12 protein-coding genes are annotated in these 16,876 nt (G+C 62.7%); 5 read left to right on the top strand and 7 right to left on the bottom strand.

Annotated features, from left to right (window positions below; all coding sequences use genetic code 11):
* Complete coding sequence (gene fdhD / locus D0Y60_RS21215) at window positions 1–834, top strand: formate dehydrogenase accessory sulfurtransferase FdhD (RefSeq protein WP_199564243.1); 834 nt, start codon at window positions 1–3, stop codon at window positions 832–834.
* Between the two features lie 9 nt (window positions 835–843).
* Window positions 844–1,101 carry a formate dehydrogenase subunit delta gene (locus tag D0Y60_RS21210; protein WP_117371943.1) on the top strand — a complete coding sequence of 86 codons (258 nt, stop codon included), beginning with the start codon at window positions 844–846 and terminating at the stop codon, window positions 1,099–1,101.
* 67 nt (window positions 1,102–1,168) lie between these two features.
* Here the strand turns inward: D0Y60_RS21210 and D0Y60_RS21205 are convergent, their stop codons facing one another.
* The 4 genes from D0Y60_RS21205 to rocF form a co-directional block, all read right to left on the bottom strand.
* Window positions 1,169–2,953: a PAS domain-containing methyl-accepting chemotaxis protein gene (locus D0Y60_RS21205; RefSeq protein ID WP_117371942.1), complete on the bottom strand. Its 1,785-nt coding sequence runs from the start codon at window positions 2,951–2,953 to the stop codon at window positions 1,169–1,171.
* A 400-nt stretch (window positions 2,954–3,353) separates the two neighbouring features.
* Entirely contained in the window at window positions 3,354–3,830 is a 477-nt protein-coding gene (locus tag D0Y60_RS21200) for a chemotaxis protein CheW (protein WP_117371941.1), read from the bottom strand.
* 151 nt (window positions 3,831–3,981) lie between these two features.
* A complete protein-coding gene (rocD, locus tag D0Y60_RS21195) occupies window positions 3,982–5,187 on the bottom strand; it encodes an ornithine--oxo-acid transaminase (RefSeq protein WP_117371940.1) in 1,206 nt (401 codons plus the stop codon).
* Between the two features lie 17 nt (window positions 5,188–5,204).
* A complete protein-coding gene (gene rocF / locus D0Y60_RS21190; protein ID WP_117371939.1) occupies window positions 5,205–6,140 on the bottom strand; it encodes an arginase in 936 nt (311 codons plus the stop codon).
* Window positions 6,141–6,275: 135 nt separating this feature from the next.
* Between rocF and D0Y60_RS21185 the strand changes: the two genes are divergently transcribed.
* Window positions 6,276–6,716: an Lrp/AsnC family transcriptional regulator gene (locus D0Y60_RS21185; RefSeq protein WP_117371938.1), complete on the top strand. Its 441-nt coding sequence runs from the start codon at window positions 6,276–6,278 to the stop codon at window positions 6,714–6,716.
* A 27-nt stretch (window positions 6,717–6,743) separates the two neighbouring features.
* Here D0Y60_RS21185 and D0Y60_RS21180 read toward each other — a convergent pair whose 3' ends face one another.
* From D0Y60_RS21180 to D0Y60_RS21170, 3 genes are all read right to left on the bottom strand, one after another.
* The gene (locus tag D0Y60_RS21180) at window positions 6,744–10,913 is read right to left on the bottom strand and encodes a translocation/assembly module TamB domain-containing protein (protein WP_117371937.1); all 4,170 of its coding nucleotides are present in this window, start codon (window positions 10,911–10,913) and stop codon (window positions 6,744–6,746) included.
* 104 nt (window positions 10,914–11,017) lie between these two features.
* Window positions 11,018–12,940, bottom strand: coding sequence for an autotransporter assembly complex family protein (locus D0Y60_RS21175; RefSeq protein WP_117371936.1), 1,923 nt, complete (start codon window positions 12,938–12,940; stop codon window positions 11,018–11,020).
* A gap of 265 nt (window positions 12,941–13,205) precedes the next feature.
* Window positions 13,206–13,469, bottom strand: a complete 264-nt coding sequence (locus D0Y60_RS21170; protein ID WP_117371935.1) for a YMGG-like glycine zipper-containing protein — start codon at window positions 13,467–13,469, stop codon at window positions 13,206–13,208.
* Window positions 13,470–13,927: 458 nt separating this feature from the next.
* Between D0Y60_RS21170 and D0Y60_RS21165 the strand changes: the two genes are divergently transcribed.
* Both D0Y60_RS21165 and D0Y60_RS21160 read left to right on the top strand, forming a co-directional pair.
* Window positions 13,928–14,419, top strand: coding sequence for a (2Fe-2S)-binding protein (locus tag D0Y60_RS21165; protein ID WP_117371934.1), 492 nt, complete (start codon window positions 13,928–13,930; stop codon window positions 14,417–14,419).
* Between the two features lie 99 nt (window positions 14,420–14,518).
* On the top strand, window positions 14,519–16,870 hold the full coding sequence (locus D0Y60_RS21160) for a xanthine dehydrogenase family protein molybdopterin-binding subunit (RefSeq protein WP_117371933.1): 2,352 nt from the start codon (window positions 14,519–14,521) through the stop codon (window positions 16,868–16,870).
* Window positions 16,871–16,876: the final 6 nt, after the last annotated feature.

Here is a 16,876-nt window from a genome sequence, read left to right as displayed (position 1 = left end):
GTGCTGGATTTCCCGACCCACAGCAAAGTCACCGAGACGGCCCGCCGCAACGGGCGGCTCGCCGACGGCGAACGCTTCGTTCCGGAGGAAACCCCCGTTGCCTTCTCCTATGCCGGCTCGACCCATGCCGTGATGATGGCGACACCCGCCGATCTCGAGGATTTCGCCACAGGCTTCAGCCTCACGGAGGGGATCATCACCGATCTCGCCGAGATCGAGGCCATCGAGGTTTTAGCCGAGGACAAGGGCATCGACCTGCAGATCCGCCTTGCTGACGCGCAGAACGACGCGCTGACCGCCCGCCGCCGCCACATGGCGGGTCCTGTCGGCTGCGGCCTGTGCGGCATCGAATCGATCGAGCAGGCCGTGCGCGTCACACCCTCCGTACGTTCGTCTTCACTTACGCTTTGCGAGGACGAGGTCGTCGAAGCCATACGGCTTCTCAACGGCCAGCAGCCGCTGCATATGGTGACGCGTGCCGTGCATGGCGCGGGTTTCTACGTGCCGGGTCGAGGCCTCGTCGCGGTGCGTGAAGATGTCGGCCGGCACAATGCGCTCGACAAGCTCGTCGGTGCCGCGAGGCGAACGGGTCACGCGGGTCGTGCCGGCGCGGTCGTCGTCACAAGCCGCGTCTCCGTCGAAATGGTGCAGAAGACGGCGATAACAGGCAGCCCCTTCATTATCGCCATATCGGCACCGACAGCGCTCGCCATCCGAACGGCGGAAGAAGCCGGCATGACGCTGATCGCGCTGGTGCGCGGCGAGGATTTCGAGATTTTCACCGGTGCGGAACGCATCGTGCCCGGCGCCGCGCGGCGCCTTGGCAACGGTTAGGAGACGAGCATGTCCGAAGGCAACAAGATCATCCGGATGGCAAACCAGATCGCCACCTTCTTCCATTCGCAGCCGGCCAGCGAAGGGCCCGGCGGTGTTGCCACCCATATCAACAAGTTCTGGGAACCGAGGATGCGCCGCCAGCTCTTCGACATCGTCGACAATCACGGTGGCGAAGGCCTCGACAGCCTCGTGTTGAAGGCGGCGCCGCTCATTCATCGCCCTAAGCCGGCCGAAGTGCCCCCGGCCGCAACAGTCTCCGCTTGACGTCGTCTCCGCATCATACAAAACGGCCGGCAATAATGCCGGCCGTTTTGCATTTCAGGATCGTAGATCAGAACTCTTCCCAGCCCTCCGCCGCCACCGCGGCATTGCCGGACGACCGCATGGTGCGGGCGACGGCATGAAGCTGTGCAGTCGGCGCAGAGGAGACGCCCCGTGGAGCGCGGGTCGTCCCCTGCCCGCCCAACGCTCCGTTTCCGGCAAGCCGGAAACGGCGGATAAGGGCGTGCAATGCATCAGCTTCGCGCGCCATGGCATGGCTCGCCGCCGTGCTCTCCTCGACCATCGCCGCATTCTGCTGCGTGGCCTGGTCCATCGAATTGACGGCGGTGTTGATCTCGCGAAGGCCGGTCGATTGCTCGCGAGAGGCTTCGACGATCGCCGCAACGTTCGTGTGCACTTCGTGCACCTGCGTCAGGATTTCCTCAAGCGCACGGCCCGTCTCGTCGACAAGCGCCACGCCGCTCTTCACCTGCTCGCCCGAGGTGGTGATTAAAGCCTTGATGTCCTTCGCCGCGCTGGCAGAGCGCTGAGCCAGTTCACGCACCTCCTGTGCGACAACCGCAAAACCCTTACCGGCTTCGCCGGCCCGTGCCGCTTCCACGCCAGCATTCAGGGCCAGAAGGTTGGTCTGGAAGGCGATATCGTCAATGACGCCGATGATGTTGGAGATTTCACGCGACGACTGCTCGATCTGCCCCATGGCATCAATCGCCTTCTTGACGACGATACCGGATTTCTCCGCGCCCGCCCGTGTCTTGGCAACCAGCGAGCCCGCTTCGTCGGCACGGCGGCTGGAATCGCCGACCGTCGTGGTGATCTCATCGAGTGCAGCAGCCGTCTCTTCGACGGAGGCGGCCTGCTGCTCGGTGCGCTTGGCGAGATCATCCGCCGCCGAGCGGATTTCCTGTGCACCCGACGCGATCGCATTCGCATTGGCTTCAACCGTACGCATCGCCTCGTGCAGGCCGGCAACGGCTTCGTTGAAGTCCTTGCGCACCACTTCCATGGACGGCACGAAAGCCGTCTTGAGGTTCTGCGTCAAATCCCCTTCAGCAAGCGCCTTTAGCGCACCTCCGAGTGCATTGATGGCCGACATGCGCTCGGTGACGTCGGTCGCGAATTTCACGACCTTGTAGACGCGGCCGTTGAAATCGCGGATCGGATTATAGGCGGCCTGGATCCAGATTTCCTTGCCACCCTTGCCGTAGCGCACGAATTCATTGGAGATAAACTGCCCGTCGGCGAGATTCCTCCAGAAATCCGCATATTCCTGCGTCTGCACATAGGCGGGATCGCAGAACATACGATGGTGCTTGCCGCGGATTTCCGAGAGATCGTAGCCGAGCCCCGCGCAGAAATTCTCGTTGGCCGTGAGAATCTCGCCCGTCGGCGTGAATTCGATGACCGCCTGCGAGCGGGAGATAGCGTCGAGCTTGGCGGCATCTTCCGTCGCCCGCATCTTCACATCGGTAATATCGCTCGCGAACTTGACAACCTTATAGGGCTTGCCGCCGCGGAAGACTGGATTGTAGCTCGCCTGGATCCAAATCTCCTTGCCATCCTTGCGCAGACGCTTGTAGCTCGACGAATCGTACTCGCCACGTCCAAGCCGTGCCCAGAACTGGCGGTATTCGTCGCTCGCCGTATAGGCGGCCTCGCAGAAGATGCGGTGATGTTTCCCAACGATCTCCTTCAGATCGTAGCCGAGCGCTTTACAGAAGTTTTCATTGGCGGTGAGGATATTGCCGTTGAGATCAAACTGGATCACGGCCTGCGAGCGCGAGAGCGCATCGATGATATGGCCTGCATCCATGGATTTCGCAAATGAAAGCATGACCTGTTTCCTTATACGTCGGCCACGGTTTCAATGGTGATTGCCCGCGTGGCGATCGGTCTGTTGCTCATGTCGCATGAACTGCGGCGCAGCCCACGGAATCAAATCGTTATTCTCAATCTGCGCAGGAGGACATCGCTTCGTCGCCGGATTGCCTGACTACAATCAAAGATGGAACGACAGCTTTAACAATTGATGAAAATCAAAAGGCGAATTTTAAGTTCTCTTATATAACAATAGCTTACAATAGCATATAGTTTGATGTTGCTTACGTTACGTCAGGAAGACCTTTAGCAGACCACTCGCGAAATCTCTCAGTGGTTGTATTCAAAGGTAGAGAACAAAAAACCGCCGTGCGCGGGCACGGCGGCTTGTGATTCTAAACAGATGGGATGAGCGCTTAAGCCGCCATATCGTCCATGTCGCGCTCCTTGAACATGCGCGCGAGGTTCAGGAAGCAGATCATGCCGTTTTCGTGGGCGATGATGCCTTCGGCATAGGCCTTGTCGAAGGAGGTCGTCACTTCCGGCACCGGCTGGATCTGCTCGCTGCGGATGGTGAGGATGTCGGACACGCGGTCGACGACGAGGCCGACGACCATGCTGTGCACTTCGGCCACCACAATGGCGCTGCGTTCATTGGCTTCCGTGCTCTTCATACCGAGCTTATGCGCAAGGTCGATGATCGGAATGACCGTGCCGCGCAGGTTCATCACGCCGATAACATCCGGCGGCGAATGCGGGATCGGCGTGGAGGGCGCCCAGCCGCGAATTTCGCGGATCGTCGTCGTCTTCACGCAGAATTCCTGCTCATGCAGACGGAATGCGATGATTTCGAGCGTGTCGCCGGCAAAGGTGGCGGTAGTGATGGAGGTCATCGGGATCTTTCCAGGTTGGTCTGCGTCGTGGTTTGATCCTATGCACGTCCTGGTTAAAATCTTTCAAACATCGAAAGCTTTGCGGCATCCGGTCATAAAAAAGGCCTCGCATCGTTGCGAGACCTTGATGTTTCAGAACCATCGCACCCTGTCAGGTGCGCAGGACCGCTTCGAACTGTTCCAGCGCCCAATCCACCTGATCGCCGGTAATGACCAGCGGCGGGGCGATGCGGATCGTGTCGCCATGCGTATCCTTGGCGAGGATACCGCGCTCCTTCAGCGCCTCGCAATATTTGCGTGCACCGCCGGCGGCCGGGTCGAGCTCGACGGCGAGCATCAGGCCACGGCCGCGCACTTCCTTGATGATGTTGGAACGGATGCCTTTGAGGCCCGCCTGGAAGCGGTCTCCCATGCGCTGCGAATTGCCGATCATGTCTTCTTCGACCAGTACCTTCAGCGCGGCGCGGGCGATGGCACAGGCCAGCGGATTGCCGCCGAAGGTCGAGCCATGCTGGCCGGGCTTCAGCACGCCCAGCACCTCGCTGTTCGAAAGCACGGCCGAGACGGGATAGAAACCGCCTGACAGAGCCTTGCCGACCAGCGTTACATCCGCCTCGATGCCTTCATGCTCCTCGGCCAGCAGCTTGCCCGTGCGGCCAAGGCCGGTCTGGATCTCGTCGAGGATCAGCGTGATTCCGTGTTTGGTGCAGAGCTCGCGAACACCCGTGAAGTAACCCGTCGGCGGGATCAGCACGCCGGCCTCGCCCTGAATCGGCTCGATCAGGAAGGCGACCGTGTTTTCGTTGATCGCCGCGCGGAAGGCTTCAAGATCGCCAAAGGGTACATGGCGGAAGCCCGGCGCGAAGGGGCCGAAGCCAACGCGCGCATCCGGATCCGTCGAAAAGCCAACGATGCCCATGGTGCGGCCATGGAAATTGTTCGAGCAGACGATGATCTCGGCTTGGCCTTCCGGCACGCCCTTGACCTCATAGCCCCATTTGCGCACGGCCTTGACGGCCGTCTCGACCGCTTCCGCGCCGGAATTCATCGGCAGCACCTTGTGCGAACCGGTGAGTGCTGCGATTTCCTCATAGAAATGCGCGAGCTGATCGTTGCGGAAGGCGCGCGAGGTGAGCGTCAGCTTCTGCGCCTGGTCGATCATCGCGGCCAGAATCTTGGGGTGACAGTGGCCCTGATTGACCGCCGAATAGGCCGAGAGGCAGTCGAGATAGCGGTTGCCGTCGATGTCCCAGACATGAACGCCCTCCCCCCGCGACAGGACGACGTCGAGCGGCTTGTAGTTATGGGCGCCGAGGCGGTACTCGGTTTCGATCAGGCTGGCAGTCGACGGCGTCATGGGGTCCTCCGGTTGTTTCAGGCGCTGCGGGTCGGCCGGTCGAGAATGCGGCGCCCGAAAAGGCTGGCTGTGAGTTCGACGAGAATGCGCGCGCTCTTGCCGCGATCGTCGAGGAAGGGGTTCAGTTCGACCAGGTCAAGTGAAGAGACGAGACCGCTGTCGCAGAGCATCTCCATGATGAGATGCGCCTCGCGGAAGGTTGCGCCCCCCGGCACCGTCGTGCCGACGCCCGGCGCCAGTTCCGGATCGAGGAAGTCAACGTCGAGGCTGACATGCAGCAGGCCGTTCTCCGCTTTTATACGGGCGATGATGTCATGCATGATATGCGCCATGCCGATCTCGTCGACCGCGCGCATATCATAGACATTGACGCCGTGCTCGGCGATTTCCTCGCGCTCGCGGGCATCGACCGAACGGATGCCGACCTGGAAGACGTTCTTCGGATCGACCAACGGGCGGCCGGCTTCGAGGATCGGCGTGAACTCGGCCTCGCCGCAGAAGAAGGCGACCGGCATGCCGTGCATATTGCCCGAAGGCGACGTCGCCGGCGAATTGAAGTCGGCATGGGCATCGAGCCAGAGCACGAACAGTGGACGGCCCAGATCGGCGGCATGGCGCGCCATGCCCGATACGGACCCCATCGACAGCGCATGATCGCCGCCAAGGATAAGCGGGAATTTGCCGCTGCGGGCCGCGTCATAGACGGCCGTATCGAGCGCACGCGTGAAGGCGGCGACGACCTGAAGGTTGTTGGCCTTCGGGTGGTTGGCAAGATCGCGGGCCGGCACCGGTCGCAGGTCGCCCTCGTCCGTCACCGTATGTCCGAGATCCGCCAGCGTCGTATCGACGCCTGCAATGCGCAGTGCCGTCGGGCCCATCGCCGCACCGCGGCGGCCGGAGCCTTCCTCAAGAGGCGCGCCGATCAGCGCGATATGTTTTTCATTTTCAGCCATGATTTCCCCGCGGGTGCGTGAGAGCCGGTTTGCCCGGTTTTGCACGATTATTGCCGTTCGCGCTGTTGGCAAAAAGAGGAAAAACTGACAAATAGTCGGACGATTTATACATTTTGCGTAGCACCGGATGACAAAATGGTAAGCCTTGACGATCTCGACCATGCGCTGATCAGTGCACTCCGTCACAATGCCCGCACCCCCGTCTCCTCACTAGCGGTCATGACCGGCGCCTCGCGTGCCACTATCTCCGCCCGTATCGAGCGGCTGGTCTCCTCCGGCACCATTGCCGCCTTTACCATCAAGACCGGCGCGGAACTGGCCGGCAGTGGCGTGCGTGCCATCGTGATGATCGAGGTGCACGGCAAGATGGCTGACCGTGTTAGCGCGCAACTGCGCGGCCTGCCGCAGGTCCGCGCGCTTCACTCGACCAATGGTCGCTGGGACTTCATCGCGGAACTGGAAGATCGCGATCTCGGCACCTTCGACGAGACCCTGCACCGCATCCGCCTGATCGACGGCATCACGGTGACCGAGACGAATATTCTCCTGAAAACGACGAAGAACGCGCTGGCCTAAGGGAATACTGAGGGCGGGCAAGCCGCCTCAATATTCCTTTTCGTAGAAGATGCCCGCACCAGCGCTTCCGCCGCTGCCCGCTTCGCCGCGCAGTTTCAGGCCGCGGCCGACATCGAGGTTGATGACAGCCTTGGCGCCGTTCGTCTCGGGGTCCTGCTTCAGCTCGATGTAGGTCCGCTCGTTGAGATATTTGCCCGCCGAGACCGCCGCGCGCCCCTCGGCATCCGTGGTGATGTCGAGGTCGTCGACGCCAAGCTTGCTGCGCAGGCTGTCGAGCAGGCCCGTTGACTTGCCACCCGCCAGCTGGCTGGCTGCGGAGGCAAGCTGGGCGATCTGCACCGCCGACAGGTTCGACATCGAGCGGTTAAAGATCAACTGCGCCAGGATTTCATCCTGCGGCAGCGAGGGCGAAGAAGCAAAGGTGACAGTCGGATTGCTGGCGAGGCCGGCGACCGTGACGGTGATTTCCGTGGTACCGGCGGAGCTTCCTGCAACGAGATTGACCGTCGGCACCAGGCCGCCGGCAAAGCCGATATGGGCGGAGGTGAAATCGAGCCGGCGCGTCAGGATTTCCATGCGCCCACGCTCCAGTTCAAAACCGCCGGAAACGATCGGCGACGAGGACGTGCCCGTCACCTTCAGGCTGCCGCTCAGTTCAGCATTGATACCGCGGCCGCGCACGAAGAGCTGGCCGGGCGCCTCAATCGTCAAATCGAGCGCAATGCCACGCGCAGCGCCGTCGCCACCCTGCGCGCGATTGACATCCGCCGTCATCCGCTTGACGTCGGCGGGCGCGTTGCGATGCTTGATGGAGATTTCGGACAGCGAGGCAGGCAGCTTCTGCGGAATGACGACGCTTGCCTTGTTGATGTGCACCTTGCCGCCGAGCGCGAGGTTCGCCACCGGCCCCTTGAGCGTCAGGTCGCCGGCGACATTCGCCGTTACCAGCGTTCCGTCGACATAGACAATGTCGCCGAGCTTGATCGCCACATCGACCGGGAAACCGCTCGCCGGATCGATGCCGACGCTGCCCTTCGCCGAAAGCTGGCCGCCGCTCGTCAGCTTGCCGGACACGGTCTCGATAACAGCCTGCTTGCCGTTCATATTCACGCGGATCATCAGGTTCTCGACGGCGAGATTACGGCGCACATCGACCAGGCGGGCACCGCTTGCCGTGATGCTGCCGGTCACCGAGGGCGCGGCCGCCGTGCCGCCGATCGTCACGTCCACATTGGCATTGCCCGTCAGCACGAACCCTTGGGCGGAAAGCTGGCTTTGCAGCATGCTGAACGGCACCGAGCCGGTGAATTTTAGGCCAAGCGGCGTGGTGCCCCCGATACTGACCTTGCCGCCGCCACGGAAGGATAGGCCGCCACCGCCTGACAAAGCCGTGTCAAGCGTCACCTGGTTGTTGGCGAAAACACCCTTAGCGTTGATGGTGAGCGCGCCGATACCGGCGCTGCGCGTCTGGCTCGTCACCGCGCCGCCCCAGTCGAGCGCATAGTTGACCACCGGTGCGGCCGCCCTGCCTTTGACCGTCACCGTGCCGCTGATCGTGCCATCCGCATCGAGGCCCGCCGCGAAATTGTTGACGAGGGCGGCGGGCAGCGCATTCAGGCGCACCGATAGATCGAGATTTTCGCCCGCCTTGCCGGAGACGGCGACCGTGCCGCGCCCCGCCTGAATGGTGAGACCATCCAGCGTCGCCACGCCGTTCGTCACGCCGATCTTCGTCGCCTTGGCAAGTTTCAGCGGAATGCGCCGGGGCGCCGCCTCGAACGCATCCAGCGCGACATCCAGCCCGCCGTCGCGCTGGAGCACCTTGCCCTTGGTGATGAGAGGCGCGCCATCGAGGCGGCCCGAGAGGTCGAAATTGGTGGCCTGCCCCGCGCGGGAGAAATCGAGCGTCAGCGCCTCCAACCGGTTCTCGCCCGAAGCGACGCGCTCGGCGCGCACCGTGCCTGAAATCGCGGCGGTCGCAAGGTCGGCGATGTCGAGATCAACCGCCGGTTTGGTGATGCTGACCGCATCACGGCTGATCGCCGAGCCGGACGCCTGGACCGTCGCCGAAGTCTTGCCCTTGCTTGTGGCGATTTCCACCTGCCCCGCGAGATCGCCGGCCGCCTTCTGGCCGGCCATCGCGGCGAGCAGCCCGAGATCAGGGAAATCGAAGCGGATCGTACCGTCGGGCATGAAATTCTGCGCCAGCGCCAGCGAGCCCTTCAGCGTGTTCGGCCCGATCTCCGCTTCCAACACCGGTACGGAAATGCGCCCACCTTCCGAGGTGATGCTGGAGCGAACATTGATCGCCTGACCATCGAGCGCACCGGTCGCAGTCAACTCGCCGGAGGGGCTGTCAGCAACGGCTTTGCCTTTCAGCGTCACCACGAGGTCACTCAGCGTGCGGCCCGACAGCGTCGCACCGCTCGATGTCACCGTGGCCGAAACGTCGAGCCCGTCGATAGGGCCGGTCGCGGAAAGATCGAAGGCCGCCTCGCCCTTGGCGTCGGCCAGCAGCTTGCCAAGGGCCAGAACCTTGCCGCTCAATGCTGCCTGCAGATTGCCCTTGCCGAGCGAGACGGTGCCTGCCGTCTCCAGCGTGCCGGATTTGACGTTGAGGCCGGAGAGCTCGATCGCGCCATCGCTCGCCAGCTGGACGCGTCCCTCCATGGCGATCGTTGTGTCGATCTTGCCGGTCAGCGCCGGCGGCAGCACGGCGGGCAGCGCGAAGAGGCGGAAATTGACGTCAGCTTCGCGGCTTTCCAGCCCATAGCGGCCGGAAAGCGTGCCGCCGATGCTGGCGCTTTCCAGCGTTGCCGGATCGAAGGCGATCTCGGTCGGCGAGACATTGAGCGTCGCCACGATTTTGGCCGGCCCCTTCACGGTGCGGTCGAGATCGGGATTGGCAAAGGCCGTCATGCCGGTCTCGACCGTAGCATCGATGCGGCCGGACTGGCTTGCGACGTTGAAGGCATCGCTTTTGGCAGTGAGGCGGATGTTCTCGACACGCCCGGCCGGGAGTTCGGCCGAGACGACCGAGATATTTGCGTTCAGAGCCGCACTATCAGCCTCACCCTTGAGTGACACATCGGCACCGGCGATCAGCAAGCGGGCATCGCCCTCGGCGAGCGGCCAGCGGAAATCAATCGGCCTGTCGCGGCCGGACAATTTGACGTCGAGATCATTTGCGCCCTTGGCGCTGACCGTCCCCGATGCGGCAAGCGTCATCGCCCCCGTCGAGATCGAACCCTTCTCGATGCGCAGCATATCGGTGCCGTCGAAGGCGGCGACCACGTCGATGCCGGTTTCGCCCGCAAACAGCGGGCGAAGCTGCGGCGGCATCAGCGCGTCGAACGTGCCGCCACCGGCCAGCGAAAGCGTGTGCAGCCCGTTCGTCGCCAGATCGTGCCGCCCGTCAATATGCAGCATTTCCGTGCCGTCGAGCGCAGCCGAGAGGCGGCCCTTCCACTGCGAAAGCGGACCATCGCCCGTCAGGCGGATCGCCACGGCGGGATCGTTCGGCAGCTTGAGCAGCGCGGCGAGAATGCCGCCCTTCGGCTCGGCGACGTCGGCCTCAAGACGGAGCTGGTTGTCGGCAGGATTGAACACGATATCGGCCACGACGCGCGCGTCAGGCCGCGCCTTTTCCGAGGCCGAGAGTTTGACCGCGACGCTTTCGGCCGTCGCATCGCCGCTGCCCGAGAGAACGATACGCTGGTCACGGCCAGCAACCGTGCCCGAAACGAAAAGCTCCGGCACCTGCAAGGCGCCGACATGCACCTCGACCGGCAGCGTGAAGGGCGCATCGGATTTTTCGGCATCCGCCTTGGGTTCCGGCAGGCGCAGCAGGGAGATGGACGAGGCGGAAATGCGCTGCGCATCGAAACGGAAGCCAAGCAGGCTCAGCGGCGACCAGTCGACCGACAGGTCCTTGAGCTCCGCGTAGGTGCCCTTGGCATCGCCGACGGTGATGGTCTTCGCCCGCAGCCGCCCGGTGAGCAGGCCCGAGGGTTCGCTGATTGAAACGACCTGCCCGCTCGCCTCGGCAATCTTCTCCACATAGGCGACGGCAAAACGCGCGCCCGCATCGGTAAAGCCGACAAAACCGACAAGCCCGACAAGAACAAGCAGAAGGATGACGATGCCGTAACCGAGATAACGGAGCGTTGCGCGGAGAATTCGGGACAGCCTGTTCATGCTTCATCCATTTCGCGTGCGGGGAGCGCAAAGAATCGCTCATGTCCGTCTTGAATCCGAATCGCCCGGCCGATCAAGAGTCTAGACAGAAATTCGGGCGGCCGTCAGAACGACTGGCCAATGCCGGCATAGACCCCGAAAGAGGTGCCGCCATCATATTTCTTGAGCGGCACCGCCACGTCGAGGCGAAGCGGCCCGAAGGGCGTGGCATAGCGCAGGCCGATACCGGCGCCCGCCCGTATATCCTTGAAGTCAGGCACTTCATCGGTCGAGACCGTGCCGACGTCGAGGAATGGTACAAGGCCGATCGTCTCCGTAATCCCGATGCGGGCTTCGGCAGAAGCCGAAACATAGGACCGGCCGCCGAGGAGCTTGCCCTTGCCGTTCCGAGGCGAGATTTCCTGATAGCCATAGCCGCGCACCGTTCCGCCGCCGCCGAGGAAGAAGCGACGCGTCGCGGGGATATCGGAGAGCTCGTTGCCGCCGATGATTGTGCCGGCCGCTAACTTGCCGGCAAGCACAAAACGCTTCTCCTCGCCCAGTGCCTGATAGCCGGTAATGGCGCCCTCGAAGCTGGAGAAGACCGTGCCGCGGTTGAATTCGTAGCTAGGCTTGGCGTTGATCAGCGCGCGGTAGCCTTCGGTCGGGTTCAGCTTGTCGTCGCGCGTGTCGCGGACATATTCGATCGGGATTGCAGCCGTCAGATATTTGTTCTTGCCGAAGGCGTCCTCGACATCGCTCCACATTACCTCGCCGCCGGCGCTCACCGTATCCTGGTCGGACAGTTCCACGCTGACGCCGGCCGCGGCCGTCGTGGTGAACGCCTTGTAAGCATCGGGATCGACGATTGAGGCCTTGAGGCTCGCATTGAAGGTCGAGGCCGGGCCAAACGCGCCGGGCTTGGAAAACAGGATGGCGGTCGAATAATCCATGTCGCCGAGCGCGGACTGGCCGATGCGGCTGACCGAACCTTCGATGCGCAGGGACTCAGCCTGACCGAACAGATTGCGATGGCCCCAATAGCCCTGAAGGCCGAGACCATCCGTGTTCGACACCTGCGCACCGACGCCGAAATACCGATGTTTGCCTTCCGAGACCTCGATGGTCATCGGCAGCGATCCGTCCGGCGCCAGCTTGTCAGCCTCGCGGATTGTGACGCTGGAGAAGACGCCGAGCGTGCGCAGCCGTTCGGCTGCCTTGTTGAGCGCTTCCGGCGAATAGGGCTGGCCGGCATTGATGCGCGAATAGCGCTGCACGAAATCCGCATCGACCGTCTTGGTGCCGGTCACACCGACCTCACCGACAGGCGCGACCGGCCCGCCTTCGGCAGCGATCACCACATCGACTGTCTGCGTCTTGTGGTCAGCCGTCGCGTTCCGCTCGGTAAGCTTGGCGAGCGGCCGGCCTTCAGCCTTGAGATCGACGACCATTTTCTCGCCGGCCTTCAGGATAATGGTGGAATCCGCGCGAGCGCCGGGCACGAGACCATAGTCGGCCGCATTGCGTCCCTCGGCATCGCCGGAAAAGACAATATCACCAAAGGTGAAGACCGGGCCGGGCTCGACGGTTATCGTAACGGGAATGGCGCCGCGATCAGGAAATTCCGGATTGGGCGGCAGCTGATCGAGGTCCTGTCCATCGACCGTTACCTTTACCACGCCGCCGTAACGGGCCTTTTCATACAGAGCAGCGAGGATGCGGTCGCGGTCGTCGCGCGCCTTGATGACGAGGCCGAGATCGCCCGAGACCGGCTTGCCTTCGTCCTGCTTCAGCAGCGCGGTATTCTCGATCGCGTCCTTGAGTTCGCCGTCGTCCGTGCCGGGATTGAGCGTCAGCGTATAATTGACGGGATCTATGACCTCGGCCGTATCTTCCTCGCTCTCGAAGAACTTCATGCCGAAGATTTCAAAGGCGAAGGCAGAGGACGCGGAAAGGGGGGCGACAGCCAACGCGGCAGCCACCGCGAGCGCGGTGCCAGCTTTCAGAAACGCAAAACTCTTTTCCGGCCGGTTCACTTTATCCCGCATCCGCAGCTATCCGTCGCCTTTCTCCGTAAGGTGCGGGGCTTACGGCGGACCGGCAGCTTTCCGTCACAGACTTCAGGCGCCCTGGTTCATCCAGAGCTTTCAGGCAGGAAAAGACCCTAACGCGTTAGGTTTTCCGTAATGTTAACGGCGGTTTTACACGGTGACGGAGAGGATTTGAAGCACCGAAGGGCATTTTATCCCGACGCGCATAGGCAAAAGCCCCGGAGACGATCCGGGGCTTCTCAAGAGTTGCAGCTTACGGGTATCAGTAACCCGACGGGCAGCGGTCGATATAGCGACGGCCGTAGCGGTCGCGGTAGTAGCACTGGCCGGGCTGTTCGGCGACGGAGCCGATCACAGCGCCAGAAACACCACCGATGGCAGCACCCACGGCAGCGCCGCGGACGTCACCGGTGATCGCGCCACCGATGATCGCGCCGGAGACGGCGCCGATGCCTGCACCCTTTTCCGTCTGCGTGCAGCTGGCGACGGCCAGACCGACCAGGACGAGCGCAATGACTTTCTTCATGAAGATGTTCTCCAAAGTTGAGATGCGCCCCGTTTTCGGATCCGCACTATCCCCTTCTTACGTTACGCAACACACGCCGCCGTCTTGCACGGTCAGGTCTGTCCGAAGTTCAAAATATAGCCGGAATCCGGGAAGTCCATGGGACTAAACTATTTTTTTGTTGTGCGAATAAACAGCGTTTCCGTTTCGTTTGTTTGACCCATCAAACACATCCGGTCACGAGAAATTTCGATTTACCCTGAAAGTACCGGTTGATCCCCGCCGCAAAAAGTCAAATGATATGATTGTTGGTGCCGCGCCGACGGGAGGAGAACCCCGCGCGACATCTCGCCGTAATGAAATGCACGCGAATTGAATGCTGGTTTCGTTTGATCCCACGCCCGCGTCGCGACGACGCCCGCTGCATGCACACTCGGATCGATCGGCCCAGCGGCTCTGCAACCGCCAGGGAGGAACGAATGGCGAAAGTGGCAATGACCGTCAACGGCCGGAAGGTGAGCAAGGAGTGCGAAGACCGCACCCTTCTCGTGCACTTCCTGCGCGACACCCTCAGCCTCACCGGAACCCATGTCGGCTGCGATACGTCCCAGTGCGGCGCCTGTGTCGTGCATATGGACGGCAAGGCCGTGAAAAGCTGTTCCATCCTCGCGGCCCAAGCCGCTGGCGCCGACATCCTCACCATCGAGGGCCTTGCCGCGAACGGCGAACTGCATCCGGTGCAGGCGGCCTTCAAGGCCCATCACGGCCTGCAATGCGGCTTCTGTACGCCCGGCATGGTGATGACAGCCGTCGACATGATCAACCGCTATGGCGCCAAACTCGACGAGCAGACCGTCCGGGAAAACCTGGAAGGCAATATCTGTCGATGCACCGGCTACCATAATATCGTCAAAGCCATCCTTGCCGCCGCCGAGGAAATGGGCGCGGCAGAACGTCAGGCTGCGGAATAACGCCGACGGCGGTCCTGCCAGCGGCTGCGATTATTTTACGCTCGCCCGGCTGACCGCCTTCAGCATGTCACGCGATCGATATCTCTGGAGGAGATGAAAATGGGTGTCGAAGGCATCGGCGCGCGCGTTGCGCGAAAGGAAGACAAGCGGTTTCTCATGGGCCAGGGCAAATATACGGACGACATGTCCGTGCCCGGCATGCGCTACGCCGCATTCGTGCGCTCGCCGCACGCGCATGCGAAGATCAGGAGCATCGACACGTCGGCGGCCGAGGACATGCCCGGCGTCATCGGCGTGCTCAACGGCAAACAGATGCTTGACGACGGCATCGGCAACCTGATCTGCGGCTGGATGATCCATTCCAAGGACGGCTCGCCGATGAAGATGGGCGCCTGGCGGCCGATTGCCCATGATACGGTGCGCTATGTCGGCGATGCCGTCGCCGTCGTGGTCGCCGATACGATGGGCGAGGCGCGCGACGCCGCTGAAGCCGTCGTCGTCGAATATGACGTGCTGCCCGCCGTCACCGATGCGGTAAAGGCACTCGAGGCCGGCCAGCCGCAGCTGCATCCGGAAGCGCCCGGCAACCTGATCTACGACTGGGAGATCGGCGACGGTTCCGCCGTCGATGCGGCCATCGCGTCCGCCGCCCATGTCACGGAAATGAAGATCGTCAACAACCGGCTTGCGCCGAACCCGATGGAGCCGCGCGCAGCGCTCGGCATCTACGATTCCGCCGAGGACCACTACACCTGCTACACGACGAGCCAGAACCCGCATGTCGCGCGCCTCGTCATGAGCGCCTTCTACAATGTAGCACCTGAAAACAAGCTGCGCGTCATCGCGCCGGATGTCGGCGGCGGCTTCGGCTCGAAGATCTATATCTACCCGGAGGAGATCGTCTGCCTCTGGGCCTCCAAACGCACCGGTGTGCCGGTGAAGTGGACCAGCGACCGCACAGAAGCCTTCCTGACGGATGCCCATGGCCGCGACCACGTCTCGACCGTGAAAATGGCCTTCGACGCCAACAACCGCGTCACGGCGCTGAAGGTCGATACGATCGCCAATTTCGGCGCCTATATGTCGCTGTTCTCCTCGGCCGTGCCGACCTATCTCTATGCGACGCTGCTCTCCGGCCAGTATAACTTCCCGGCCATCCACGCCAATGTGCGCGCCGTCTATACCAACACGGTCGCCGTCGATGCCTATCGCGGCGCCGGCCGGCCGGAAGCAACCTATCTGCTCGAACGCACCATGGAGACGGCGGCACGTGAGCTCGGCGTCTCACCGGCGGAGCTGCGCCGCATCAACTTCATCCGCAGCTTCCCGCACCAGACGCCCGTCATCATGAACTATGATGCCGGCGATTATGAAGCCTCGCTGGAAGCGGCGATGCAGGCCGCCGACTGGGCCGGTTTCCCGGCCCGCAAGGCGGAAGCGGCAAGCCGCGGCATGAAGCGCGGCATCGGCATGAGCTGTTACATCGAGGCCTGCGGCATCGCGCCGTCGGCGGCGGTCGGCTCGCTCGGCGCCGGTGTGGGCCTCTGGGAATCGGCGGAGGTGCGCGTCAATGCCGTCGGCACCGTCGAGGTGCTGACCGGCTCGCACAGCCACGGCCAGGGCCATGAGACGACCTTTGCCCAGCTCGTCGCCGACCGCTTCGGCGTGCCGCTCGACAGCGTCTCCATCGTGCACGGCGATACCGACAAGGTGCAGATGGGCATGGGCACCTACGGCTCGCGCTCCGGCGCCGTCGGCATGTCCGCCGTCGTCAAGGCGCTCGACAAAGTGGAGGCGAAAGCCAAAAAGATCGCCGCCCATCTGATGGAGGCCGACGAGAGCGACATCGTCATCGAGAACGGCGCGTTGAAAGTCGCCGGCACCGACAAATCGGTCCCTTGGTTCCAGATGGCACTCGCCGCCTATACCGCCCACAACCTGCCATCCGGCATGGAGCCGGGCCTCAAGGAAGGCGCCTTCTACGATCCGGCCAACTTCACCTTCCCGGCCGGCTGCTACATCGCTGAGGTTGAGGTCGATCCGGACACCGGGAAAACGAAGATCATCCAATTCGTCGCCGCCGACGACTTCGGCAACATCATCAACCCGATGATCGTCGAGGGCCAAGTGCATGGCGGCATCGCGCAAGGCATCGGCCAGGCACTGCTGGAAGGCGTGCATTACGACCCGGAAACCGGGCAGCTGCTGACAGCAAGCTACATGGACTACACCATGCCGCGCGCCGACGACCTGCCGTCCTTCCAGGTCTCGCATCAGATCACACCCTGCCCGAACAATCCGCTTGGCATCAAGGGCTGCGGCGAGGCGGGCGCCATCGGCTCGCCGCCGGCGCTGATGAACGCCATCACCGACGCCATCAGCAACAACGACCTCGACATGCCGGCAACGCCCCAGAAGGTCTGGGCGGCGGCACGGGCAGCAGCAAACTGACGGGAG

Source organism: Shinella sp. WSJ-2, from assembly GCF_003432075.1.
In the GTDB taxonomy this organism is placed as follows: Bacteria; Pseudomonadota; Alphaproteobacteria; order Rhizobiales; family Rhizobiaceae; genus Shinella.
This window is presented reverse-complemented; position numbering and strand designations above follow the sequence as displayed.

Excerpts from the sequence above, each read along its gene's own strand:
- D0Y60_RS21210 (WP_117371943.1), top strand. The coding sequence starts at position 844 with ATGTCCGAAGGCAACAAGATCATCCGGATGGCAAACCAGATCGCCACC.
- D0Y60_RS21205 (WP_117371942.1), bottom strand. The coding sequence starts at position 2,953 with ATGCTTTCATTTGCGAAATCCATGGATGCAGGCCATATCATCGATGCG.
- D0Y60_RS21200 (WP_117371941.1), bottom strand. The coding sequence starts at position 3,830 with ATGACCTCCATCACTACCGCCACCTTTGCCGGCGACACGCTCGAAATC.
- rocD (WP_117371940.1), bottom strand. The coding sequence starts at position 5,187 with ATGACGCCGTCGACTGCCAGCCTGATCGAAACCGAGTACCGCCTCGGC.
- rocF (WP_117371939.1), bottom strand. The coding sequence starts at position 6,140 with ATGGCTGAAAATGAAAAACATATCGCGCTGATCGGCGCGCCTCTTGAG.
- D0Y60_RS21185 (WP_117371938.1), top strand. The coding sequence starts at position 6,276 with ATGGTAAGCCTTGACGATCTCGACCATGCGCTGATCAGTGCACTCCGT.
- D0Y60_RS21180 (WP_117371937.1), bottom strand. The coding sequence starts at position 10,913 with ATGAACAGGCTGTCCCGAATTCTCCGCGCAACGCTCCGTTATCTCGGT.
- D0Y60_RS21175 (WP_117371936.1), bottom strand. The coding sequence starts at position 12,940 with ATGCGGGATAAAGTGAACCGGCCGGAAAAGAGTTTTGCGTTTCTGAAA.
- D0Y60_RS21170 (WP_117371935.1), bottom strand. The coding sequence starts at position 13,469 with ATGAAGAAAGTCATTGCGCTCGTCCTGGTCGGTCTGGCCGTCGCCAGC.
- D0Y60_RS21165 (WP_117371934.1), top strand. The coding sequence starts at position 13,928 with ATGGCGAAAGTGGCAATGACCGTCAACGGCCGGAAGGTGAGCAAGGAG.
- D0Y60_RS21160 (WP_117371933.1), top strand. The coding sequence starts at position 14,519 with ATGGGTGTCGAAGGCATCGGCGCGCGCGTTGCGCGAAAGGAAGACAAG.